The sequence below is a fragment of the Enterobacter sp. UPMP2052 genome, assembly GCF_053709675.1.
On record NZ_JBSKJR010000020.1, the window covers coordinates 22539 to 46206 of the forward strand.

Genomic DNA, 23668 nt, shown 5'->3' on the forward strand with positions numbered 1-23668 from the left:
TCCTCAATGCCTGGCGGCTTGTCGTGAGACAAGCCGCCGGACGATTACCAGGACTGGGTTGCTTTGAAGGAATCGAGGATAGCTTTCAGCTTGCCTTCGATTTCATCGTTATAGCCACCGGACTGGTTGATCTCTTGCATCAGCGGAGCGTGATCACGGTCGACGTAAGCCAGCAGAGCGGCTTCGAAGCTACCGATTTTCGCCAGTTCCACATCTTCGAGGTAACCGCGTTCAGCCGCGAACAGAACCAGACCCTGCTGAGCAACAGACATAGGGGCGTACTGTTTCTGCTTCAGCAGCTCGGTCACTTTCTGACCGTGGCTCAGCTGTTTACGGGTTGCTTCGTCCAGATCGGATGCGAACTGAGAGAATGCAGCCAGTTCACGATACTGTGCCAGCGCGGTACGGATACCACCGGACAGTTTCTTGATGATCTTGGTCTGAGCAGCACCACCAACACGGGATACCGAGATACCTGGGTTAACTGCCGGACGAATACCGGAGTTAAACAGGTTGGTTTCCAGGAAGATCTGACCATCGGTAATGGAGATTACGTTGGTCGGAACGAACGCAGAAACGTCACCCGCCTGGGTTTCAATGATCGGCAGTGCGGTCAGAGAGCCCGTTTTACCCTTCACTTCACCTTTGGTGAAGTTCTCGACGTATTCCGCGTTAACGCGGGAAGCACGCTCCAGCAGACGAGAGTGGAGGTAGAATACGTCGCCCGGGAATGCTTCACGTCCAGGTGGACGACGGAGCAGCAGGGAAACCTGACGATAAGCAACAGCCTGTTTAGACAGGTCATCGTATACGATCAGTGCATCTTCACCGCGGTCACGGAAGTATTCGCCCATTGCGCAACCGGCGTAAGGTGCCAGGTATTGCAGTGCAGCTGATTCAGACGCGGTCGCTACAACAACGATGGTGTTAGACAGTGCGCCGTGCTCTTCCAGTTTACGAACCACGTTAGAAATGGTGGACGCTTTCTGGCCGATAGCCACGTACACGCATTTGATGCCGGAGTCACGCTGGTTGATGATGGCATCGATAGCCATCGCGGTTTTACCGGTCTGACGGTCGCCGATGATCAGTTCACGCTGACCACGACCGATTGGGATCATGGCATCAACGGACTTATAGCCAGTCTGTACTGGCTGATCAACGGACTGACGGTCGATAACGCCCGGTGCGATAACTTCGATTGGGGAGAAGCCATCGTGCTCAACCGGACCTTTACCGTCGATTGGTGCACCCAGGGTGTTCACCACGCGGCCCAGCAGGCCACGGCCAACCGGCACTTCCAGAATACGGCCAGTACACTTAACCTTCATGCCTTCGGCGAGGTCAGCGTATGGACCCATAACTACAGCACCTACGGAGTCGCGCTCCAGGTTCAGTGCGATAGCGTAACGGTTACCCGGCAGGGAAATCATCTCACCCTGCATACAATCGGCCAGGCCGTGGATGCGGATAACACCGTCACTTACAGAAACAATAGTACCTTCGTTATGAGCTTCGCTCACAACATTGAACTGAGCAATGCGCTGCTTGATCAGTTCGCTGATTTCGGTGGAATTCAGTTGCATGCTCCAGTCCCCTTAAGACTGCAAGACGTCTGCAAGGCGTTCAAGACGGCCGCGTACGCTACCATCAATGACCATATCACCCGAACGGATGATTACGCCTGCCATTACAGACTTATCGATTTTGCAATTCAGCTTAACTTTGCGTGACAGACGTTTTTCCATCGCGGCGGTGATTTTCGCAAGCTGTTCTTCACTCAGTTCCGTGGCAGAAGTGACTTCAACTTCGGCAGTGGCTTCACTGAGCGCACGTAAGTGCTCAAACTGCTCGAGAACATCCGGGAGCACACGGAGACGACCATTTTCTGCCATGACCTTAATCAGGTTCTGGCCGTTGGCATCCAGTTGCTCTCCGCACACGGCGATAAACGACGCGGCGAGAGTATCAGGCGCTAATGCACCGGACAGCAACTCAGCCATTTGTTCGTTTTTCGTTACCTCAGCGGCAAACGCCAGCATATCCTGCCAGCGATCGACATTTTGGTGTTCGACAGCAAAGTCAAAAGCTGCTTTGGCGTAGGGGCGAGCTACCGTAACAAATTCAGACATCAGCCCCTCCCTCCTTACAGTTCAGCGACAAGTTTGTCCACGATGTCGCTGTTAGCAGCTTCATCCACGGAACGTTCGATGATCTTCTCGGCGCCAGCAACAGCCAGAATCGCAACCTGCTTACGCAGTTCTTCACGAGCACGTTTACGCTCAGCTTCAATTTCAGCCTGAGCCTGTGTCACGATCTTAGTACGTTCCTGTTCTGCTTCAGCTTTGGCTTCGTCCAGGATCTGAGCACGGCGCTTGTTGGCCTGTTCAATGATTACCTGAGCTTCAGCTTTCGCTTTTTTCAGCTGGTCTGTCGCGTTGGCCTGTGCAAGGTCCAAATCTTTCTTAGCGCGTTCTGCGGAAGCCAGACCGTCAGCAATTTCTTTCTGACGTTTTTCGATGGCAGCCATTAAAGGCGGCCATACATACTTCATGCAGAACCAGACAAAGAGAATAAACGCGATGGCCTGGCCGAGGATTGTTGCGTTCATGTTCACAGCACAATACCTCTTAAATTTCTGTGGCTTTGGGTTTTAAATCAACTACTACGCGACAGCAAACATCACGTACAGACCCAGACCTACAGCGATCATTGGGATTGCATCCACCAGACCCATAACGATAAAGAACTGAGTACGCAGCAGAGGAATCAGATCCGGTTGACGCGCTGCGCCTTCCAGGAATTTACCCCCGAGGATGCCGATACCGATCGCAGCACCGATAGCCGCCAGACCCATCATCACAGCGGCAGCCATGTACAGCAGATCCATATTCAGGTTTTCCATGACAGTCTCCAGTTTGTTTCAATTAAAACGTAGTAGTGTTGGTAAAAAATCAGTGCTCTTCAGACGCCATCGACAGATAGACGATCGTCAGAACCATGAAGATAAAGGCTTGCAGCGTAATGATCAGGATGTGGAAAATGGCCCATGGCACATTAAGAATCCACTGAGACCACCACGGCAGAAGACCCGCGATCAGAATGAAAATCAGCTCACCCGCATACATGTTGCCGAACAGTCGCAGACCCAGTGAAACAGGTTTGGACAGCAGGCTAACGCCTTCCAGGATCAGGTTGACCGGAATAAACGCCCAGTGGTTGAACGGCTGCAAGGTAAGCTCTTTCACAAAGCCGCTTACGCCTTTCATTTTGATGCTGTAGAAAAGAATCAGGATGAACACGCCCAGTGCCATCGACAGGGTGATGTTCACGTCAGCAGACGGCACCACACGCAGAGCAGGCAGACCGAGAACATGCTCGCCGATCCACGGCAGGAAATCGATAGGCAGAAGGTCCATCAGGTTCATCAGGAAGACCCAGACAAAGACCGTCAGCGCCAGCGGAGCAATCAGCTTGCTCTTGCCGTGGTACATGTCTTTGACGCTACCATGGACAAAGCCGATGATCATTTCGACGAACGTCTGGAATTTCCCTGGAACACCGCTGGTCGCTCGTTTAGCAACACCGCGGAACATGGCCAGGAACAGAAGACCCAACACCACCGAGAAGAACATGGAATCGATGTTGATCGTCCAGAAGGTGGCCGGGGGGTTATGTGGATCCACCAGCGAGAATGTACGCAGGTCCAGCTGAAGGTTATTCAGATGGTGTCCTATGTAATCCTGCGGCGTCATATTTTCTGAAGCCATGATGCCTTTTACCCTTTGTTATTGATTACAGCTGGAGCCAGAACTTGTACCACCAGCACCAAAACCCACGTTGCTATCAGCGGCATGAAAACCACTTTTAAAACCGCCAGCGCCATCACCAACAGAGCGAAGGTCAGCAACACCTTGCACACTTCGCCGAGAGCGAAGGACCAGGCCACACGGCCTTTTGCGGGTGTATGCGCCTGATGACGCCAGGCAAAAATCATAAACAGCATGTTTGGCAGTACCACTGCCAATCCCCCGCATACAGCGGAGATGCCCCAGAAGGGGTCTTTGAGGCTAAACAGCAGTCCACTTGCTATCACAGCCAGAAACTGAATGAACAGAAGCTTACGAGCAACGTTTCTACTCAAGAGCGACACTGACATCACGTTTTTACTCCTGCTCCCTTCGAGGTATGCCGCGTGTCGTATAAAACGTCCTTTAAGGCTCAGAGTCAAGCATCAAAAAGCGGTCAAATTATACGGTGCGCACCCGTGATTTCAAACATTAAGTAGCGAAATGGTGAATAAATGTTTAAATATTTTTCCCCACCGCTATTTTTTAACTTTTGATGAAAGCATCGACCTTCGGACAAAACTGCAAACCGCGCGAAAACGTTGGTGATAAAGCGTGCACGCGATCACAAAATACACATTTGCGATAAGGGGGTTTTTATCAAAGCGGTAAATCGCTTTATGTCATCCTTATGAAATTAAAGATAAAATATCGCAACTTTTTCCAAAACAACCCCGTATACAACAAAAACCTTTTATTGACATTCTTAATAAAAATTTAACATCGCATTCTGGTTGCCTCAGCCTACTTTTAGCAGGCTGATATTTTCAGTGTTGACTATTTTCTGATTGAACCACAGGGGTAAAGTTAAACGTAAGAAAATCCTTAGTAACAACATGGTTAAATTAGCACCGCTTAAATCGTCTTCGACGTGCTCGTTTTTAACACAACCAGAACAGCACAAATTCCACAATATTAATTAAATTTTTAAACTTTATTTGGTGTAATAATCACCAGGTGACGCTCCCCGTCGAGATGAGGAACGCGGAGTTTTTCGATTGATTCCACAGCAAATCCTTCCGGCAGCTGTTCAATTTCGTCCTCGGGCACCAGCCCCTTCAGGGCATAAAAACGGCCCTCGACGGCAGGCAGATGCTTGCACCAGCTCACCATATCGTTCAACGAAGCAAAGGCGCGGCTAATGACGCCGTCAAACGGCGGTTCTGCCGGAAACGCCTCTACCCTGCTCTGCACGGGCGTAATGTTCTCAAGCTTCAGTTCATGCTGAACCTGGCGTAAGAAGCGAATACGCTTACCCAGGCTGTCAAGCAGCGTGAAATGGCTTTCAGGACGGACAATGGACAGCGGGATCCCCGGCAGGCCCGGTCCCGTTCCCACATCGATAAAGCGCTCGCCCTTCAGATACGGGGCCACAACAATGCTGTCGAGGATATGGCGAATCAGCATCTCGTTGGGATCGCGTACGGACGTCAGGTTGTACGCTTTGTTCCATTTGTTCAGCATATCGACATAGGCCACCAGCTGATTTTTCTGGTGATCGGTGAGCGAAATACCTGCTTCATCCAGCAGACGAGAGAGTTTATTGAGCACGGTGAATACCTGTTGGAAAACTTAGGTGGCGGGGGGCGCTTCGCTTACCCACCCTACGGGTTCAGTAGGCCCGGTAAGCGCAGCGCCACCGGGCAATGTTCTGGGCATTACGCGCTGCGGCGCAGCATACCCTGCTTTTTCAACCACACCAGCAGAATTGAAATTGCCGCAGGCGTGACGCCGGAGATACGGGATGCCTGGCCGATCGACACAGGTTTATGATCGTTCAGTTTGGCGATCACTTCGTTGGAAAGGCCGGTCACCTGACGATAGTCCAGCATTTCCGGCAGCAGCGTGTTTTCGTTACGCTGCTGTTTTTCGATCTCATCCTGCTGACGCGCGATGTAACCTTCGTATTTCACCTGAATTTCGACCTGCTCGGCCGCTTCGGCGTCATCCAGACCCGGTGCAAACGCCGTCAGGTTAACCAGGCTTTCGTACGTCATCTCAGGACGACGCAGCAGATCTTCCCCGCTGGCTTCACGGGAGAGAGGTGCAGTTAAGTGAGTATTCACTTCAGCAGCTGTTTCTGCCTGCGGATTCACCCAGGTCGTTTTCAGACGCTGGCGTTCACGCTCGATGCGTTCCAGCTTCTCGTTGAAGCGCGCCCAGCGTTCGTCATCCACCAGACCCAGCTCGCGGCCCATCTCGGTCAGTCGCAGATCGGCATTATCTTCACGCAGCATCAGGCGATATTCCGCACGGGAGGTAAACATGCGGTACGGCTCTTTGGTACCCAGCGTACACAGGTCATCGACCAGCACGCCCAGATAAGCCTGAGAACGGCCTGGTGCCCAGCCCTCTTTCTCAGCAGAGAAGCGCGCGGCGTTCAGACCCGCAAGCAGCCCCTGTGCTGCAGCCTCTTCGTAGCCGGTGGTGCCGTTGATCTGACCTGCGAAGAACAGGCCCTGGATGAATTTGCTCTCCAGAGTGGGCTTCAGGTCACGCGGATCGAAGAAATCGTACTCAATAGCGTAGCCAGGACGGACGATTTTCGCGTTCTCCATGCCCTGCATTGAGCGAACAATTTGCATCTGGACATCGAACGGCAGGCTGGTGGAGATGCCGTTCGGGTAAATTTCGTTAGAGGTCAGCCCTTCCGGCTCCAGGAAGATCTGGTGCTGGTTGCGATCGGCAAAGCGCATCACCTTGTCTTCGATCGACGGGCAGTAGCGTGGGCCGATCCCTTCGATCACGCCAGCGTACATTGGGCTGCGATCGAGGTTATTACGGATCACGTCATGGGTTTTTTCATTGGTATGCGTGATGTAGCACGGTACCTGCTGCGGGTGTTGCGCCGCATTGCCCATAAACGAGAAGACCGGCATCGGGTTATCGCCATGCTGCTGAGCCAGCACGCTGAAATCGATAGTGCGCGCGTCAATACGCGGCGGTGTGCCAGTTTTAAGGCGGCTGACGCGCAGCGGCAGCTCGCGCAGACGGCGAGACAGCGGGATCGACGGCGGATCGCCAGCACGGCCACCGCTGTAGTTATCCAGACCGATGTGAATTTTGCCGTCCAGGAATGTCCCGACGGTCAGCACGACGGCTTTGGCGCGGAATTTCAGCCCCATCTGGGTTACGGCACCCACGACGCGATCGTTCTCAACGATAAGATCTTCAACCGCCTGCTGGAAGATCATCAGGTTCGGCTGGTTCTCCAGCGCGGTGCGTACGGCCTGACGGTAAAGCACGCGATCCGCCTGTGCACGGGTGGCACGAACGGCCGGGCCTTTACTTGCGTTTAGTATCCTAAACTGGATGCCTGCCTGATCGATCGCTTTCGCCATCAGGCCGCCAAGTGCATCCACTTCTTTTACCAGGTGTCCTTTCCCAATGCCGCCAATCGCAGGATTACAGGACATTTGTCCCAGCGTGTCGATATTGTGTGTCAAAAGCAGGGTCTGTTGACCCATGCGCGCTGCGGCCATTGCAGCCTCAGTGCCTGCGTGACCCCCGCCAATGATGATGACGTCGAAAGGATCCTGATAAAACATGGTGGTCTGCCTCGCGTAAAGCGGTATGAAAATGGATTGAAGCCCGGGCCGTGGATTCTACTCAACTTTAGTCTTTCGAGAAAGCATTGGGATCCTGGGCTATTAAAAAGAAGATCTTTTTATTTAGAGATCTGTTCTATTGTGATCTCTTATTAGGATCGCGGACCTTTGTGGATAAGTCCGATCTCACCAAGAAGATCATGCGTTTAAGAAGGATCGTTAGCTGTGAATGATCGGTGATCCTGGACCGTATAAGCTGGGATCAGATCGCGTATTTATCCACAGCTCAAAAACGAAGCAGCGGTTGTTATTTGGATAACTACCGGTTAATACGAGCTTTTAACCAGAGTTATCCACATCTGTTTGCGCGATCTTTAATCGTTTTTGAGTAAATTTTTCCAGTCACCCAGCCAGATCTCGGCTGGATCCTCAGGAATGTCATGATCGAGGATGTTGATCTTGAGCGTTTCGCCCACCTTTTTTGCACCGCAGGCGGTCACTGCGGCTTCGACTTTCTCTATTGCGCCACAGAAGGTGTCATATTCGCGGCTGCCGATCCCGATTGCACCGAAACGGACGCGTGAGAGATCGGGCTGCTGTTCCAGCAGGTCGTCATATAAAGGTTGCAGGTTATCCGGCAGATCGCCCGCACCGTGCGTAGAGGTGATCAGCAGCCAGACCCCATCAGCCGGGAGGTCGTCAAGCAATGGTCCGTGGAGCGTTTCCGTGGAAAACCCCGCGTCTTCCAGCTTTTCAGCCAGATGCTCTGCAACATATTCGGCACCGCCAAGGGTGCTGCCGCTGATAAGAGTAATGTCCGCCATTGATCGCTCGCTCAGATTAAGAGGCGGACATTGTACGCTGTGAACGAGCTGGGATCTACCTGTGGAAAATGTGGGAATGAATTTGCCCGATCAGGGGCGGATGGTGCGCATGATCGGGTTTTGCAGGGAGATCAGCGTCTCGGTGGACTGAATTTCATCTATTGTTTGGATCTTGTTGATAAGTACCTGCTGGAGCGCATCGATAGAGCGGCACATCACCTTGATGAAAATGCTGTAGTGCCCGGTGGTGTAGTAGGCTTCGGTCACCTCATCCAGCGCGTTGAGCTTTTCCAGCGCGGAGGGATAGTCCTTCGCACTTTTGAGAATAATGCCAATAAAGCAGCAGACGTCGTAGCCGAGTTGTTTAGGGTTTACGTCAATGCGTGCGCCGGTGATGATCCCGGCCTGTTTCATTTTCTCCACGCGAACGTGAATGGTCCCCGGGCTGACGCCAAACTGTTTAGCCAGCTCGGCGTACGCGGTGCGGGCATTGGCCATTAAGGCCTCGAGGATGCCGCGGTCCAGATTGTCGATCTGATAATTTTCCATCGCTTTTTCTTATGATGATTAGTGAATCACTCTATTCTAGCGTCTTATTTTGATGAATAAAAAGTGAAGCTGCCTTTTTGTTGATGGGTTATTGTATTGGATGCCCTTTCTGTTGCTTAATCAATACCAACAGAACGCAGGAGTAAACATAATGAAAACCGCTTACATCGCAAAACAACGCCAGATCAGTTTCGTTAAATCCCATTTCTCACGCCAGCTGGAAGATAAGCTTGGACTGATTGAAGTTCAGGCACCGATCCTCAGCCGCGTGGGTGACGGGACGCAGGATAACCTGTCTGGATGCGAAAAAGCGGTACAGGTAAAAGTGAAAACACTGCCAGACGCCCGCTTCGAAGTGGTCCACTCCCTGGCGAAGTGGAAGCGTCAAACCTTGGGGCAGCACGACTTCAGCGCGGGCGAAGGGCTGTACACGCACATGAAAGCCCTTCGCCCCGATGAAGACCGCCTGACGCCGATCCACTCGGTCTACGTTGACCAGTGGGACTGGGAGCGCGTGATGGGGGATGGTGAACGCCACGTTGGTACGCTGAAATCGACCGTTGAAGCGATCTACGCCGGGATCAAAGCCACCGAAGCGGCAGTAAGCAAAGAGTTTGGTCTGGCACCGTTCCTGCCGGAAACGATCCACTTTGTTCACAGCCAGGATCTGCTGGCCCGCTTCCCAGATCTGGATGCAAAAGGCCGTGAACGCGCGATCGCGAAAGAGCTGGGTGCCGTGTTCCTGATCGGGATTGGCGGCAAGCTGTCCGACGGCAAGCGTCACGACGTTCGTGCGCCGGATTACGACGACTGGAGCACCGCCGGTGAGAGTGGATTTGCCGGTCTGAACGGCGATATTCTGGTCTGGAACCCCGTTCTGGAAGATGCGTTTGAGCTATCGTCAATGGGGATCCGCGTGGATGCCGACGCGCTGAAGCGCCAGCTGGCCATCACAGGAGATGAAGATCGTCTGCAGCTGGAGTGGCACCAGGCGCTGCTGCGCGGTGAAATGCCGCAGACTATCGGCGGCGGAATTGGCCAGTCCCGTCTGACCATGCTGTTGCTGCAACTGGACCATATCGGTCAGGTGCAGTGTGGCGTCTGGTCGCAGCAGGTTCGTGAAAGCGTCGGCTCTCTTCTTTAATTAGCGCCGCCAGCGTCTCAGCAGGCGGCTACGCAGCCCGGTATCAAAGCGCCAGATATGATCGAAGATGCGCATGATGCCGGGTTTTCCATGTGCAGACATCGCCACGGCATGGAACCGGTGCTGATGCACCCGCTGTAACTCCTTCACCTTATTTACCACGTCATCTGGCAGCCGCTGGGCAATAAAATCGGAAATGACTACGGCGTCCGCGTCGTACCAGTCGCCGCCCTGCATACGCTCGACGATGCTGCGAAAACAGCTCGCCAGATCGGTGCCGCCGCGGAATCGCTGGCTTAAAAAGCGGATCGCCTGCTCAAGGCCCTGCTGGTTTGTCAGTTCATAACCGACAACTTCGCTGGAAAAAAGCATGATAAAACAGCGTCGTCGATCGGCGAGCGCCACGCGCATCAGAGCCAGGCAGAACGCTTTTGCGCACTGTTCGTTGAATCCGCCCATAGAGCCCGAGGTATCTACACACACAATAAACGGCCCGCGCGGCTGTTCATCAAAATCCTGATGCACCACCGGACGCTGGCTAATCTTCTCGCGCCAGGCTTCGCCATGTAGCCGATAGGTCAGGAGCTGTTTCTCTACCAGCCGCCGGTAAAACTCATACTCCAGCTCGGTCATCCCGAGCGTGCTTAGCTCAGTGGGCAGCAGGCGTAAAATTTCATCGCTTTGCTGTAGCCCGTCCACCTGCTCCGGCACGGTCGCCGGTTCACGCACCAGCGTGCGAAACGTCTCCATCGGCGCATCTTTCTTTGGGACGGATTTGGCCTCCCGCGAGCGGCCCAGCTGTTCTGCGAGTTTCATCAGTTCCGGCTGTTGCGCCAGAAAGTCGCCGTATTTCACGATCAGCTGATAGTCACCGCGCCTGAGCTGCCCGGCGCTCATATCCCACAGACGCCCGGCGGAATTTTCATTTTCCACCAGCACCTCTTCAAGCTGACCGCTCAGGGTCATGCGTTCCTGCACTTCACTGAGCAGCTGTTCGCGTTCTTCATCCAGCATCTGCTGATTGAGGGTGGTGGCTTGCACCACCAGGCTAAGCCGCCAGCGCTGTAAAAAGAGGGTATGCAACGCCGGGGTAAAGGTGGCGTTGTCCATTACCAGCGCCCGGGCCTGGCTGGCGAACGGCGAATGCACTTTGTCGAGCAGGGCCAGGGTTTGCGGAAGCTGGACGACAAACTGCGGCGTCGAGAGCCGCTGGCACTGCTGATAGCCAGCGACCTCCTCCGTTAACTCAGGCGGAACTTCGGTCTCCCTGAAACGCTGCCGGAGGTTGTCGCGCCAGCGTGGCAGATCGTCGGTCATGGCCTTTTTAAGGCGGGGAAATTTTTCAAAGAAGGCTGCGAGCTGCGGCGTTGCCAGCAGGGTGATGACCACCTCCTCGATCAACCCTTCCTCACTGACCGCCAGCATGACGTTGAGCGTGTCCAGCGTTAGCATTGACGCGCCTGTTTGATCTGCGCGCTTACGTCCTGCAGGCTGGCTTCGATGCGCCCCAGCCAGTCGCTATGTATAAAGAGACACTTTTGCTGCTCGCTGAAGCGCGTATGCTGCTGATGCCATTCGGTATCCAGCGCCTCCAGCTGCTGCTTAATCTCTTCCGGTACGCTGTCTGAAGCGGTTCCCGGTAGCGCAAGGCGCGAGCCTTGCAGGCTCACATCGCGGATCACCAGATGCTGGCTGCTATCCACTTCCATCGTAAGCGGTTGCGCAAACCCGATGCCGTTGAGTTTGCCGCGTATCTCGCCGCCTTTGTCGAGCCACTGCGACAGTGCCTCGCGCTCAATCGCAACGTGAACCACCTGCATATCGTGGAGCTTAAGCGGCTGCTGAAGCAGCAGGGTCAGCGTCGTGTCGGTGAGCGTTGTCGGCAGTTCGTAGTGCGGTTTACGCGCGAACATGCCGCCTGCGCGGTTCACCTTCAGCGCCGTTTTATCGCTTTGCTGCTGCTGTAGCTGGATGCGGCGCTGGGTAATCGCGCCCAGTTGGGTGAGCATGGCCTGCTGTCCCCAGGCGTGTCCGGTCATCAATACTTCAAGCTGCTGCTGCATCAGGTTCATCCCTTCCGCATCGTGCCACAGGCAGTCTTTCAGCAGGATCAGATCGATTGGCGCCACGGCATCGCGTCCGCTGAACAGCGCGCTGGCCTGCAGCAGGCGGATCGCCTTTTTCCAGCGGCGATCGGAGACATAAGGCGCAGAGGGCAGCAAATCCAGCTGCTGGCGCAGCATGAAGATCAGCTCAAACACCGCGTCAGGCAGTTTGATTTTGCCGATCTCTTCCTGCCACTGGTAATACTCCTCGTCGGACACCTGCAGCCCCGGCGCGACCGGGTTTTCATTTTCATCCTGCTGGCTCACCAGCATGGAGCGGAAGTTCGATTTATCCTGCACCTTGTCGAGCCACAGGCGGATAAGCATGCGGTCATACAGCGCTTCCAGACTGCTGTCTGCTTCCGGAAGTTCGTTCGACGCGGCCACCAGCAGGCGCATCGGGATCTTCTCTTCGCTGGCCCCGTTACGGAACCGGCGTTCGTTAATGGCGGTCAGCAGGGTGTTCAGAATGGCCGGGCCGGCTTTCCAGATCTCATCGAGAAACACGATTTCGGCTTCCGGCAGATAACCTTCCGTCAGACGTTGATAGCGCCCCTCATCTTTCAGCGCCTGAATGGATAGGGGGCCAAAAACCTCTTCCGGGGTCGAAAAGCGGGTCATCAGGTATTCGAACGCGCGGGCATTCTGAAAGGCAAATTTCAACCGGCGGGCAATCAGGCTTTTGGCGATGCCCGGTGGGCCAAGCAGAAACACGCTTTCCCCGCTCAGGGCGGCCAGCAAACAGAGACGAATGGCGTGGCTACGCTCGTAAAGGCCTTTTTCCAGCGCGCTGCTGAGGCGGGAAATTCTTTCTGCTATTAAATGTGAGTGAGCCATAATAGTTTTGCATCCTTTCGCCGTCGTGGTGGCTAATTGAAGCGAGTATAGACGTTTCAGTCATGGCTGGTAATAGACTGAAGTGCGGCGCAATTTTCTTTGCGCTACATTAATGCGGTTGTATTTAGGGGTACGATTTTTTAATGAATCGTGCATACTGTGCGCTTTTTGTGGGCCAAGGGACTAAGCACACATTTGTTATATAAACGAAAAGACTAGTCTATGAGCACTGATAAAAAGCAATCATTACCCGCAATAACGCTTGCGGCGATCGGGGTTGTCTATGGTGATATTGGCACCAGCCCGCTCTATACGCTTCGTGAATGTTTGTCCGGTCAGTTTGGTTTTGGTGTTGAGCGCGAAGCCGTATTTGGTTTCCTGTCACTCATCTTCTGGCTGCTGATCCTGGTGGTATCCGTTAAGTATCTCTCTTTCGTTATGCGCGCAGATAACGCGGGTGAAGGCGGTATTCTGACCCTGATGTCCCTTGCCGGGCGCAACACGTCCCCCAGAATGACGTCGGTGCTGGTGATTATTGGCCTGATTGGCGGCAGCTTCTTTTATGGCGAGGTCGTGATTACCCCCGCCATTTCGGTGATGTCGGCGATAGAAGGGCTGGAGATCGTCGCTCCCCAGCTTGATTCATGGGTCGTTCCGCTTGCCATCATCGTGCTGACGCTGCTTTTCGCCATTCAAAAACACGGTACCGGGCTGGTGGGCAAGCTCTTCGCGCCGATTATGCTGGCATGGTTCCTGATTCTGGCCGCGCTGGGCTTACGCAGCATAATCTCTAACCCGGACGTTCTGCACGCGCTGAACCCGATGTGGGCCGTGCATTTCTTCATGGAATATAAGGTCGTCTCTTTCGTTGCGCTGGGCGCTGTGGTGCTCTCTATTACCGGCGTGGAAGCGCTGTATGCGGATATGGGCCACTTCGGCAAACTGCCTATCCGCGTGGCGTGGTTCACCGTGGTGCTGCCGTCGCTGGTGCTGAACTACTTCGGCCAGGGCGCGCTGCTGCTTGAACATCCTGAAGCGATTAAAAACCCGTTCTTCCTGCTGGCCCCTGAGTGGGCGCTGGTGCCGATGCTGATCCTTGCGACCCTGGCGACGGTTATCGCCTCGCAGGCGGTAATCTCTGGCGTGTTCTCCCTGACCCGCCAGGCGGTGCGCCTGGGCTATCTCTCCCCTATGCGCATTATCCACACCTCAGAAATGGAGTCGGGGCAGATCTACATTCCGTTTATCAACTGGCTGCTCTACTTCGCGGTGGTGATTGTTATCGTCAGCTTCGAGCACTCCAGCAACCTGGCGGCGGCGTACGGTATCGCCGTAACGGGGACGATGGTGCTGACGTCGATTCTCTCCACCACGGTGGCGTACCGCAACTGGCACTGGAACAAGTTCCTTGTGGCGCTGATCCTGATTGGCTTCCTATGTATCGACGTGCCGCTGTTCTCGGCGAACCTCGATAAAATCGTTTCCGGCGGCTGGCTGCCGCTGACGCTCGGTCTGGTGATGTTTATCGTGATGACGACGTGGAAGAGCGAGCGCTTCCGCCTGCTGCGCCGTATGCATGAGCACGGTAACTCTCTGGAAGCGATGATAGCCTCGCTGGAGAAATCCCCGCCGGTGCGCGTGCCGGGCACGGCGGTGTATATGTCGCGCGCGCTGAACGTCATCCCGTTTGCGCTGATGCATAACCTTAAGCACAACAAAGTGCTGCACGAGCGGGTGATCCTGCTGACGCTGCGTACCGAAGATGCACCGTACGTTCATAACGTGCGTCGTGTGCAGATCGAGCAGCTGTCGCCTACCTTCTGGCGCGTGGTGGCCAGCTACGGCTGGCGCGAAACACCGAACGTGGAAGAGGTATTCCACCGCTGCGGTCTGGAAGGGCTGAGCTGCCGCATGATGGAGACATCGTTCTTTATGTCGCACGAGTCGCTGATTATCGGCAAACGTCCGTGGTATCTGCGCCTGCGCGGCAAGCTGTACCTTATCCTTCAGCGTAACGCCCTGCGCGCGCCTGACCAGTTTGAGATCCCGCCTAACCGCGTGATTGAGCTGGGAACCCAGGTCGAGATTTAATCCTCGCAGCAATGCCCGGCGGCGCTTCGCTTACCCGACCTACTCAACCTGTAGGCCCATGCTAGCGAAGCGCCGCCGGGCTTTTTTTCTTTCAGCATTTCACTTAGCGAAACGTTTCGACGTCGATCACAATTCTGTTACCTCATGATGGTTTTCTGAGCACACTTCGGATTAAACTCATGAGAGCGAAACGTTTCGCTAGTGGAGCAAGAAAATGAAGAAAGGCGCTGTACTCAACTCAGAAATCTCGTCGGTTATTTCCCGTCTTGGGCATACCGATACGCTGGTGGTTTGCGATGCAGGCTTACCGGTTCCGCGCAGCACTACCCGTATTGATATGGCGTTAACGCAGGGCGTGCCCTCGTTTATGCAGGTACTGGATGTGGTGACGTCGGAGATGCAGGTTGAGACGGCCATTCTCGCGACGGAAATTAAACACCATAATCCGCAACTCCACGAAACGTTGCTCAGCCACCTTGAGCAACTGCAACAACACCAGGGAAACACCATAGAAATTCGTTACACAACACACGAGCAGTTCAAACAACAAACCGCAGACAGTCAGGCGGTGATTCGCAGCGGGGAGTGTTCCCCGTATGCGAATATCATTCTCTGTGCTGGCGTCACGTTCTGAGGCCATCATGGACGCATTACTGCAACTCAAAGGGATCGATAAATCGTTCCCGGGCGTAAAAGCCCTCTCCGGTGCGGCACTGAACGTTTACCCCGGGCGCGTGATGGCGCTGGTGGGCGAGAACGGTGCCGGCAAATCCACCATGATGAAAGTGCTGACTGGTATTTACCAACGCGATGCCGGCTCGCTGGTCTGGCTGGGTAAAGAGACCACGTTCACCGGCCCGAAATCCTCTCAGGAGGCGGGCATCGGCATTATCCACCAGGAACTGAACCTGATCCCGCAGCTGACCATTGCGGAGAACATCTTCCTTGGCCGCGAGTTTGTTAACCGGTTCGGCAAAATCGACTGGAAAACCATGTATGCCGAGGCGGACAAGCTGCTGGCGAAGCTGAACCTGCGCTTTAAGAGCGACCGCCAGGTGGGCGACCTCTCCATTGGCGATCAGCAGATGGTGGAAATCGCCAAGGTACTCAGCTTTGAGTCGAAGGTCATCATTATGGATGAACCCACCGACGCCCTGACCGATACCGAAACCGACTCCCTGTTCCGCGTCATCCGCGAGCTGAAATCGCAGGGGCGCGGCATTGTTTATATCTCCCACCGCATGAAAGAGATCTTCGAGATTTGCGATGACGTGACCGTCTTCCGTGACGGGCAGTTTATTGCCGAGCGGGAAGTGGCCACGCTGACCGAAGATTCTCTGATCGAAATGATGGTGGGCCGCAAGCTTGAAGATCAGTACCCGCATCTCGATAAACTGCCGGGTGAGATCCGCCTGAAGGTGGACAACCTGTGCGGGCCGGGCGTGAACGACGTCTCCTTTACCCTGCGTCAGGGCGAGATCCTGGGCGTGGCGGGCCTGATGGGGGCGGGCCGTACCGAGCTGATGAAAGTGCTCTACGGCGCGCTGCCGCGTACCAGCGGTTACGTAACCCTCGACGGGCGGGAAGTGGTGACACGTTCTCCGCAGGATGGCCTGGCGAACGGCATCGTTTATATCTCCGAAGACCGCAAGCGCGACGGCTTAGTGCTGGGTATGTCGGTGAAAGAAAATATGTCGCTGACCGCGCTGCGCTATTTCAGCCATAGCGGTGGCAGCCTCAAACACAAAGACGAGCAGCAGGCGGTGAGCGATTTTATCCGCCTGTTTAACGTCAAAACCCCGTCGATGGAGCAGGCTATTGGCCTGTTGTCCGGCGGGAATCAGCAGAAGGTGGCGATTGCCCGCGGGCTGATGACGCGCCCGAAAGTGCTGATCCTCGATGAGCCTACCCGCGGCGTAGACGTGGGCGCGAAGAAAGAGATCTACCAGCTGATTAACCAGTTCAAAGCCGACGGCCTGAGCATCATTCTGGTCTCTTCCGAGATGCCAGAAGTCTTAGGCATGAGCGATCGCATTATCGTTATGCATGAAGGGCATCTCGGCGGTGAATTCACTCGCGAGCAGGCCACCCAGGAAGTTCTGATGGCTGCCGCTGTGGGCAAGCTTAATCGCGTGAATCAGGAGTAAGAAGATGACTACCCAGGCCGTTTCTGGTCGCCGCTATTTCACTAAGGCATGGCTGCTGGAACAAAAATCGCTGATTGCCCTGCTGGTGCTGATCGCCATTGTCTCCACCATGAGCCCGAACTTTTTTACCGTTAATAACCTGTTCAACATTCTTCAGCAGACTTCCGTAAACGCCATCATGGCGGTAGGGATGACGCTGGTGATTTTGACCTCAGGTATCGACCTGTCCGTCGGTTCCCTGCTGGCACTCACCGGGGCGATTGCCGCGTCGATTGTCGGGATTGAAGTCAATGCGCTGGTGGCCGTGGCCGCCGCACTGGCTGCGGGTGCGGCGATTGGTGCGGTAACCGGTGTGATCGTGGCGAAAGGCCGCGTTCAGGCATTTATCGCCACGCTGGTCATGATGCTGCTGCTGCGCGGCGTAACGATGGTTTACACCAACGGCAGCCCGGTGAATACCGGCTTTACGGATAATGCCGATCTGTTTGGCTGGTTCGGTATTGGTCGCCCGCTGGGCATTCCGACGCCGGTCTGGATCATGGGCATCGTTTTCCTGGCGGCGTGGTACATGCTGCATCACACCCGCCTGGGCCGTTATATCTATGCGCTGGGCGGTAACGAAGCGGCAACGCGCCTGTCCGGCATCAGCGTGAATAAAGTGAAAATTATCGTCTACTCCCTGTGCGGCCTGCTGGCCTCTCTGGCGGGGATCATCGAAGTGGCGCGCCTCTCTTCCGCTCAGCCGACGGCGGGGACGGGTTATGAGCTGGATGCTATCGCGGCAGTGGTGCTGGGCGGAACGAGCCTTGCGGGCGGGAAAGGTCGCATTGTTGGGACATTGATCGGCGCGCTTATCCTCGGTTTCCTGAATAATGGTTTGAATTTATTAGGTGTTTCCTCCTATTACCAGATGATCGTCAAAGCAGTGGTGATTTTGCTGGCGGTACTGGTAGACAACAAAAAACAGTAACTGACGACACTACAGGACATCTTAGATATGAACATGAAAAAACTGGCTACCCTGGTTTCTGCAGTCGCGCTGAGCGCAACCGTAAGTGCTAACGCGATGGCGAAAGACACCATTGCGCTGGTTATCTCCACGCTGAATAACCCGTTCTTCGTCTCTCTTAAGGACGGCGCGCAGAAAGAAGCCGACAAGCTGGGCTACAACCTGGTGGTGCTGGATTCTCAGAACAACCCGGCGAAAGAGCTGGCAAACGTTCAGGACCTGACCGTTCGTGGCACCAAAATCCTGCTGATCAACCCAACCGATTCTGACGCCGTAGGCAACGCCGTGAAGATGGCTAACCAGGCGAATATTCCGGTGATCACTCTGGACCGTCAGGCTTCTAAAGGTGACGTGGTCAGCCACATTGCTTCCGATAACGTCCTGGGCGGCAAAATCGCCGGTGACTACATCGCGAAGAAAGCCGGTGATGGCGCGAAAGTCATTGAACTGCAGGGCATCGCGGGGACGTCTGCGGCGCGTGAACGTGGCGAAGGCTTCCAGCAGGCCGTTGCTGCGCACAAATTTAACGTCCTGGCGAGCCAGCCTGCTGACTTCGACCGCACGAAAGGTCTGAACGTGATGCAGAACCTGCTGACCGCGCATCCTGACGTGCAGGCCGTATTCGCTCAGAACGACGAAATGGCGCTGGGCGCGCTGCGTGCTCTGCAGACCGCAGGTAAATCAGATGTGATGGTCGTCGGATTTGACGGCACGCCGGATGGTGAAAAAGCAGTAAATGATGGCAAACTGGCTGCGACCATCGCTCAGCTGCCAGAGCAGATTGGCGCCACTGGCGTTCAGACTGCTGATAAAGTGCTGAAGGGCGAAAAAGTTCAGGCCAAATATCCTGTTGACCTGAAGCTGGTCATCAAGCAGTAAAAGGCGATTCAGGCAGTCGCTGGCTGCCTGAGGGACACCAAATAAAAGAAAAGTGTGGCATACGCCACCGGGTCACACCGGTGGCGCTCTCAGATGGACAGCTCAACCATGAAAACCGCAGGCAACCTCGTCGTCCTTGGCAGTATCAATGCCGATCACATTCTTAACCTTGAATCTTTCCCGACACCGGGCGAAACCGTCACCGGCAATCAGTACCAGGTGGCGTTCGGCGGTAAAGGCGCAAACCAGGCGGTCGCCGCCGGACGCAGCGGGGCGCATATCGCTTTTATTGCCTGCACGGGCGATGACGACACCGGCGAGCGCGTACGCCATCAGCTGGCAAGCGATAACATCGACATTGCACCGGTGAGCGTCGTTGAAGGGGAATCCACCGGCGTGGCGCTGATTTTCGTCAACGCGGAAGGGGAGAATGTTATCGGTATTCATGCGGGGGCTAACGCCGCGCTGACCCCTGAGCGGGTGGACGCGCAGCGGGAGCGGATCGCCAGTGCCGACGCGCTGCTGATGCAGCTGGAATCGCCGGTAGAAAGCGTAATGGCTGCGGCTAAAATTGCGCATGAAAATCATACCTCTGTCGTACTCAACCCTGCGCCTGCCCGTGTATTATCAGACGAACTGCTGGCGCTGGTGGATATCATTACCCCCAACGAAACGGAAGCGGAAAAGCTGACCGGCATTCGCGTTGAAAATGATGATGATGCGGCGCGCGCAGCAAAAGCGCTGCATGATAAAGGCATTGGTACCGTCATTATCACCCTTGGCAGCCGCGGCGTGTGGGCAAGCGTAAACGGTGAAGGCCGCCGCGTGCCGGGCTTTAAGGTTAAAGCGATTGATACCATCGCGGCGGGAGACACCTTCAACGGTGCGCTGGTAACGGCGCTGCTGGAAGGCACGCAAATGGATGACGCGATTCGTTTTGCGCATGCTGCTGCGGCCATCGCGGTAACGCGTAAAGGCGCTCAGCCTTCCGTTCCATGGCGCAAAGAGATCGATGAATTCTTAAGTCAGCAGGGGTAACGCTTGGCCACAATGAAAGATGTCGCCCGCATGGCGGGCGTTTCTACGTCGACCGTCTCCCACGTTATTAATAACGATCGCTTCGTCAGCGAGGCGATTCGGGAAAAAGTCGAAGCGGCGGTAAAAGATCTCAACTATGCGCCCTCGGCGCTGGCGCGCAGCCTCAAGCTCAACCAGACGCGCACTATTGGTATGCTGATCACGGCCAGTACCAACCCTTTCTATTCTGAACTCGTGCGCGGCGTTGAACGCAGCTGCTTCGAACGCGGCTACAGCCTGGTGCTGTGCAATACCGAAGGCGACGAGCAGCGCATGAACCGTAACCTGGAGACGTTGATGCAAAAACGCGTCGACGGGCTACTGCTGCTGTGCACCGAGACGCACCAGCCGTCGAAAGAGATTATCCAGCGTTATCCGTCCATTCCCACGGTGATGATGGACTGGGCACCGTTCGACGGCACCAGCGATCTGATCCAGGATAACTCCCTGCTCGGGGGCGATATGGCCACTCAGCATCTGATCAACAAAGGCTATACCCGTATCGCCTGCATCACCGGTCCGCTGGATAAAACCCCGGCGCGTTTGCGTCTGGAAGGGTATCTCGCGGCAATGGAGCGGGCGAGGCTTGCCATACCCGATGGCTACCGGATCACCGGTGATTTCGAATTTAATGGCGGCTTCGAGGCAATGCAAACGCTGCTGGCACAAGCGGAGCGCCCGCAGGCGGTATTTATCGGTAACGATGCGATGGCGTTTGGTGCCTATCAGGCGCTCTATCAGGCAGGATTGCGCGTGCCGGACGATATGGCGATCGTTGGCTACGATGACATCGAACTGGCGCGCTACATGACGCCGCCGCTGACCACGATTCATCAGCCAAAGGATGAGCTGGGCGAGCTGGCCATCGATGTCTTAATCCACCGTATGGCGCAGCCCACGCTGCAGCAGCAACGCCTGCAGCTTACTCCTGTTCTGATGGAACGTGGTTCGGTTTAGCCTTCGTTTTGTGGCGCTCTTTAATCAGGTTGCGGCCATCTTTGGGTTTTAGCAGCATAAAGACCAGCGCCGAAACGACGGTAAGTGCGCCCATGGTGATAAAGGTATAGTGAAACTGTTCCACCGTGTTGCTGCCGTCGAAGCCTTCATAAAAACGCAGCACGGCTGCACTTACGGCCACCCCCAGGCTTATCGACAGCTGTTGGGTCACCGCCAGCACGCTGTTGCCGCTGCTCGCGTTCTCGTCAGTCAGATCCGCAAGGGTAATGGTGTTCATTGAGGTGAACTGCGTCGACATCGCCATTCCCAGTACAAAGAGCGGCAGGATCAGCATCCAGACCGGCAGCGCGGCGGATTGTAGCGAGAACTGCGCAATCATCAGCCCGATAAACACCGTCACCCCAACCAGTGTCTTACGATAGCCAAACCAGCGCAGCACCTGCGTGACGGTCGATTTCGCCAGAATCGAGCCCATCGCGGTGGGAGCCATCATGCATCCGGCGATCAGCGCCGGGTAGCCAAAACCGACCTGCAGCATCAGCGGCATTAAAAACGGAACGCATCCAGTGCCCAGACGTGAGGCAATATTCCCTGCGACGCCGACCGAGAAGGTGCGGGTATTAAAGAGGGACAGAGAGATCAGCGGCGTCGGGTGACGACGGGCATGACGTATATAAAGAAGGAACAGCAGAATACCGCTGAGGATGACGGACAGCGCCAGCCATGTCGCGACGATTTTCTCGCCAAACAGTTCCATTCCGCTTGAGAACAGTACCAGGCTCAGGCCAAACAGGAAAAAACCACCCATGTCGAAGCTGCGCCGTGGCGTGGTGAAGTTCGGCATGTATTTTCGGGCATACAGCAGGCCGGCCACGCCAATCGGAATGTTAATCAGGAAGATCCAGTGCCAGCTCGCCCAGGTGACAAGCACACCGCCGAGTACCGGACCCAGGATGGGGCCGACCAGCCCCGGCATGGTCACGAAGTTAAGAACCGGCAGCAGTTCGCTGCGCGGATAGGCGCGTAGCAATGCCAGACGCGCCACGGGCATCATCATCGCCCCGCCTATCCCCTGAAGGACGCGAAAGATAACCAGCTCCGTCAATGAGGTGGAGAGCGCGCAGGCCAGAGAGCCGAGCGTGAACAGCGTTACCGCCAGCATGAACACTTTACGGGTACCGAAGCGATCGGCCAGCCATCCGCTGACCGGGATCAGCATGGCGACGGTTAAGGTATAGCTAATGATGGCAGACTGCATCGCCAGCGGAGAGCGGTTAAGGCTTTGCGCAATGGCGGGGAGCGCGGTATTAAGGATGGTGGCATCCAGCGCTTGCATAAAGAACGCCATGGCTGCAATCCACGGCAGCCCGGCCATACTGCGCGCTTTTTTCTCTGTCATTTATTTACCTGCTGGTGGTCTGGTGCGGCGAGTAACGTCTGACATGCGCTCAGGGCGCGTGGCCCGTCGCTATCCTGAATGGCATCGACAATGGCCTGATGCATATCGAGCTTTACCACTTCGTTTTGGGTAATCGAGGTGAAGTAGGTGTGGTACACCGAGTGGAATAATGAGGCAAAGGAGGTCAGGAACGGATTGGCGCTCATCGCGTAAATATGTTCATGCCAGGCCATATCGACTTCTACCCAGCGCTCGCGATTGAAGTGCTTTTTAAGGAAGACCATCTCTTCCATTAAGGTATTGAGCTGCGCTTTTTGCTCCGCAGTGCCGAGCGTGGCGGCAAGAAAACAGGCCTGAGGCTCAAGGCTGCTGCGCATCACCAGAAAATGATCCACGACCTGGTGGAAATTGTCTTCCGTCATCCACCATGACAGAAGCTCTTGATCGAGGAAGTTCCAGTTACTCTGAGGCATAACGCGCGTGCCGATTCGCGGACGGGGGAGAACCATTCCTTTTGCGGTTAACGTTTTCACCGCTTCGCGAACGGCGGTTCGGCTTACGCCAAACTGTTCGCCCAGCTCCATTTCACCCGGCAGGATGCAGCCAGGGGCATATTTGCCCGCTAAGATCAGCTGAGCCAGCTTTTCAGCCAGCACATACGATAAGTTTTTTTGTGCTGCCAGCTGCTGTGCGCTTAAGGGCATCGTTCTTATTCCTTAATTATTCATGCCGGTAATTATGCCATCTGAAGTGTGAATGTGGTTGCAGATACATCAAATAGAACAATTTGTAGCTTGGATTCACCGCTATTGGTGAAAAAAAACACGGTCGAAAACTTTTTTTAAATTTCCTCTTGTCACTTCAGAATAACTCCCTATAATGCGCCTCCACTGACACGGAACAACGGCTTACAGGCCGCCGGGTTAGCGGGGTTCAGCGATGAACGCCGGCAGAGAAAAGCGAAAATAAACGCTTGACTCTGAATGAGGAAAACGTATTATACGGGACCTCGCAACGGTGAGCGAAAGCCGCGTTGCACTGCTCTTTAACAATTTATCAGACAATCTGTGTGGGCACTCAAAGTGAAATGGATTCTTAATGTCTTCGGACAATAAATGAATACCAAGTCTCTGAGTGAACATACGTAATTCATTACGAAGTTTAATTCACGAGCATCAAACTTAAATTGAAGAGTTTGATCATGGCTCAGATTGAACGCTGGCGGCAGGCCTAACACATGCAAGTCGAGCGGTA

The 23668-nt window shown here is 54.9% G+C and carries 22 protein-coding genes and 1 rRNA gene; 9 read left to right on the forward strand and 14 right to left on the reverse strand.

Features of this window, described 5'->3' with window-relative positions; all coding sequences use genetic code 11:
* Positions 1-44: 44 nt before the first annotated feature.
* The 10 genes from atpA to asnC form a co-directional block, all read right to left on the reverse strand.
* Positions 45-1586, reverse strand: a complete 1542-nt coding sequence (gene atpA, locus ACWKX3_RS23565) for a F0F1 ATP synthase subunit alpha (RefSeq protein WP_006177557.1) — start codon at positions 1584-1586, stop codon at positions 45-47.
* A gap of 12 nt (positions 1587-1598) precedes the next feature.
* Positions 1599-2132: a F0F1 ATP synthase subunit delta gene (atpH, locus tag ACWKX3_RS23570; protein ID WP_006177556.1), complete on the reverse strand. Its 534-nt coding sequence runs from the start codon at positions 2130-2132 to the stop codon at positions 1599-1601.
* Between the two features lie 14 nt (positions 2133-2146).
* The gene (atpF, locus tag ACWKX3_RS23575) at positions 2147-2617 is read right to left on the reverse strand and encodes a F0F1 ATP synthase subunit B (RefSeq protein ID WP_042321232.1); all 471 of its coding nucleotides are present in this window, start codon (positions 2615-2617) and stop codon (positions 2147-2149) included.
* 48 nt (positions 2618-2665) lie between these two features.
* Positions 2666-2905: a F0F1 ATP synthase subunit C gene (atpE, locus tag ACWKX3_RS23580; RefSeq protein WP_000429386.1), complete on the reverse strand. Its 240-nt coding sequence runs from the start codon at positions 2903-2905 to the stop codon at positions 2666-2668.
* Positions 2906-2954: 49 nt separating this feature from the next.
* On the reverse strand, positions 2955-3770 hold the full coding sequence (gene atpB / locus ACWKX3_RS23585) for a F0F1 ATP synthase subunit A (protein ID WP_006177554.1): 816 nt from the start codon (positions 3768-3770) through the stop codon (positions 2955-2957).
* 8 nt (positions 3771-3778) lie between these two features.
* Positions 3779-4159 (reverse strand): F0F1 ATP synthase subunit I, encoded by a 381-nt coding sequence (gene atpI, locus ACWKX3_RS23590; RefSeq protein ID WP_006177553.1) that lies wholly within the window; start codon positions 4157-4159, stop codon positions 3779-3781.
* 616 nt (positions 4160-4775) lie between these two features.
* On the reverse strand, positions 4776-5399 hold the full coding sequence (gene rsmG / locus ACWKX3_RS23595) for a 16S rRNA (guanine(527)-N(7))-methyltransferase RsmG (protein WP_006177551.1): 624 nt from the start codon (positions 5397-5399) through the stop codon (positions 4776-4778).
* A 107-nt stretch (positions 5400-5506) separates the two neighbouring features.
* Positions 5507-7396 (reverse strand): tRNA uridine-5-carboxymethylaminomethyl(34) synthesis enzyme MnmG, encoded by a 1890-nt coding sequence (mnmG, locus tag ACWKX3_RS23600; protein WP_006177550.1) that lies wholly within the window; start codon positions 7394-7396, stop codon positions 5507-5509.
* A 374-nt stretch (positions 7397-7770) separates the two neighbouring features.
* On the reverse strand, positions 7771-8220 hold the full coding sequence (gene mioC / locus ACWKX3_RS23605; RefSeq protein WP_088208921.1) for an FMN-binding protein MioC: 450 nt from the start codon (positions 8218-8220) through the stop codon (positions 7771-7773).
* A 90-nt stretch (positions 8221-8310) separates the two neighbouring features.
* On the reverse strand, positions 8311-8769 hold the full coding sequence (gene asnC / locus ACWKX3_RS23610; RefSeq protein ID WP_006177548.1) for a transcriptional regulator AsnC: 459 nt from the start codon (positions 8767-8769) through the stop codon (positions 8311-8313).
* Positions 8770-8920: 151 nt separating this feature from the next.
* On the opposite strand from asnC, the gene asnA reads away from it, so the two are divergent.
* A complete protein-coding gene (gene asnA / locus ACWKX3_RS23615) occupies positions 8921-9913 on the forward strand; it encodes an aspartate--ammonia ligase (protein WP_088208920.1) in 993 nt (330 codons plus the stop codon).
* On the opposite strand, the gene viaA is transcribed toward asnA, so the two are convergent.
* A complete protein-coding gene (viaA, locus tag ACWKX3_RS23620; protein WP_454542610.1) occupies positions 9914-11365 on the reverse strand; it encodes an ATPase RavA stimulator ViaA in 1452 nt (483 codons plus the stop codon).
* Positions 11359-12855 carry an ATPase RavA gene (gene ravA / locus ACWKX3_RS23625; RefSeq protein ID WP_137272995.1) on the reverse strand — a complete coding sequence of 499 codons (1497 nt, stop codon included), beginning with the start codon at positions 12853-12855 and terminating at the stop codon, positions 11359-11361. The genes viaA and ravA overlap by 7 nt, the downstream gene beginning before the upstream one ends.
* Positions 12856-13077: 222 nt before the next feature.
* Here ravA and kup point away from each other — a divergent pair, with 222 nt between their 5' ends.
* The 7 genes from kup (at position 13078) to rbsR (ending at position 21015) form a co-directional block, all read left to right on the forward strand.
* Entirely contained in the window at positions 13078-14946 is a 1869-nt protein-coding gene (gene kup / locus ACWKX3_RS23630; RefSeq protein ID WP_006177544.1) for a low affinity potassium transporter Kup, read from the forward strand.
* Positions 14947-15160: 214 nt separating this feature from the next.
* Positions 15161-15580 (forward strand): D-ribose pyranase, encoded by a 420-nt coding sequence (gene rbsD / locus ACWKX3_RS23635; protein WP_006177543.1) that lies wholly within the window; start codon positions 15161-15163, stop codon positions 15578-15580.
* A 7-nt stretch (positions 15581-15587) separates the two neighbouring features.
* A complete protein-coding gene (gene rbsA, locus ACWKX3_RS23640) occupies positions 15588-17093 on the forward strand; it encodes a ribose ABC transporter ATP-binding protein RbsA (protein ID WP_088208917.1) in 1506 nt (501 codons plus the stop codon).
* Positions 17094-17097: 4 nt separating this feature from the next.
* Positions 17098-18063 (forward strand): ribose ABC transporter permease, encoded by a 966-nt coding sequence (gene rbsC, locus ACWKX3_RS23645; RefSeq protein ID WP_006177541.1) that lies wholly within the window; start codon positions 17098-17100, stop codon positions 18061-18063.
* 27 nt (positions 18064-18090) lie between these two features.
* Positions 18091-18981 carry a ribose ABC transporter substrate-binding protein RbsB gene (gene rbsB / locus ACWKX3_RS23650; RefSeq protein WP_006177540.1) on the forward strand — a complete coding sequence of 297 codons (891 nt, stop codon included), beginning with the start codon at positions 18091-18093 and terminating at the stop codon, positions 18979-18981.
* A gap of 108 nt (positions 18982-19089) precedes the next feature.
* The gene (rbsK, locus tag ACWKX3_RS23655) at positions 19090-20019 is read left to right on the forward strand and encodes a ribokinase (protein WP_153689602.1); all 930 of its coding nucleotides are present in this window, start codon (positions 19090-19092) and stop codon (positions 20017-20019) included.
* A gap of 3 nt (positions 20020-20022) precedes the next feature.
* Positions 20023-21015 carry a ribose operon transcriptional repressor RbsR gene (gene rbsR, locus ACWKX3_RS23660; protein ID WP_454542611.1) on the forward strand — a complete coding sequence of 331 codons (993 nt, stop codon included), beginning with the start codon at positions 20023-20025 and terminating at the stop codon, positions 21013-21015.
* Here rbsR and mdtD read toward each other — a convergent pair.
* A complete protein-coding gene (mdtD, locus tag ACWKX3_RS23665) occupies positions 20981-22414 on the reverse strand; it encodes a multidrug transporter subunit MdtD (RefSeq protein WP_446187780.1) in 1434 nt (477 codons plus the stop codon). The two genes, rbsR and mdtD, sit on opposite strands and share 35 nt — an antisense overlap.
* The gene (locus ACWKX3_RS23670; protein WP_337279515.1) at positions 22411-23118 is read right to left on the reverse strand and encodes a FadR/GntR family transcriptional regulator; all 708 of its coding nucleotides are present in this window, start codon (positions 23116-23118) and stop codon (positions 22411-22413) included. The genes mdtD and ACWKX3_RS23670 overlap by 4 nt, the downstream gene beginning before the upstream one ends.
* Before the next feature lie 479 nt (positions 23119-23597).
* On the opposite strand from ACWKX3_RS23670, the gene ACWKX3_RS23675 reads away from it, so the two are divergent.
* A 16S ribosomal RNA gene (locus ACWKX3_RS23675) occupies positions 23598-23668 on the forward strand; the annotation flags it as partial.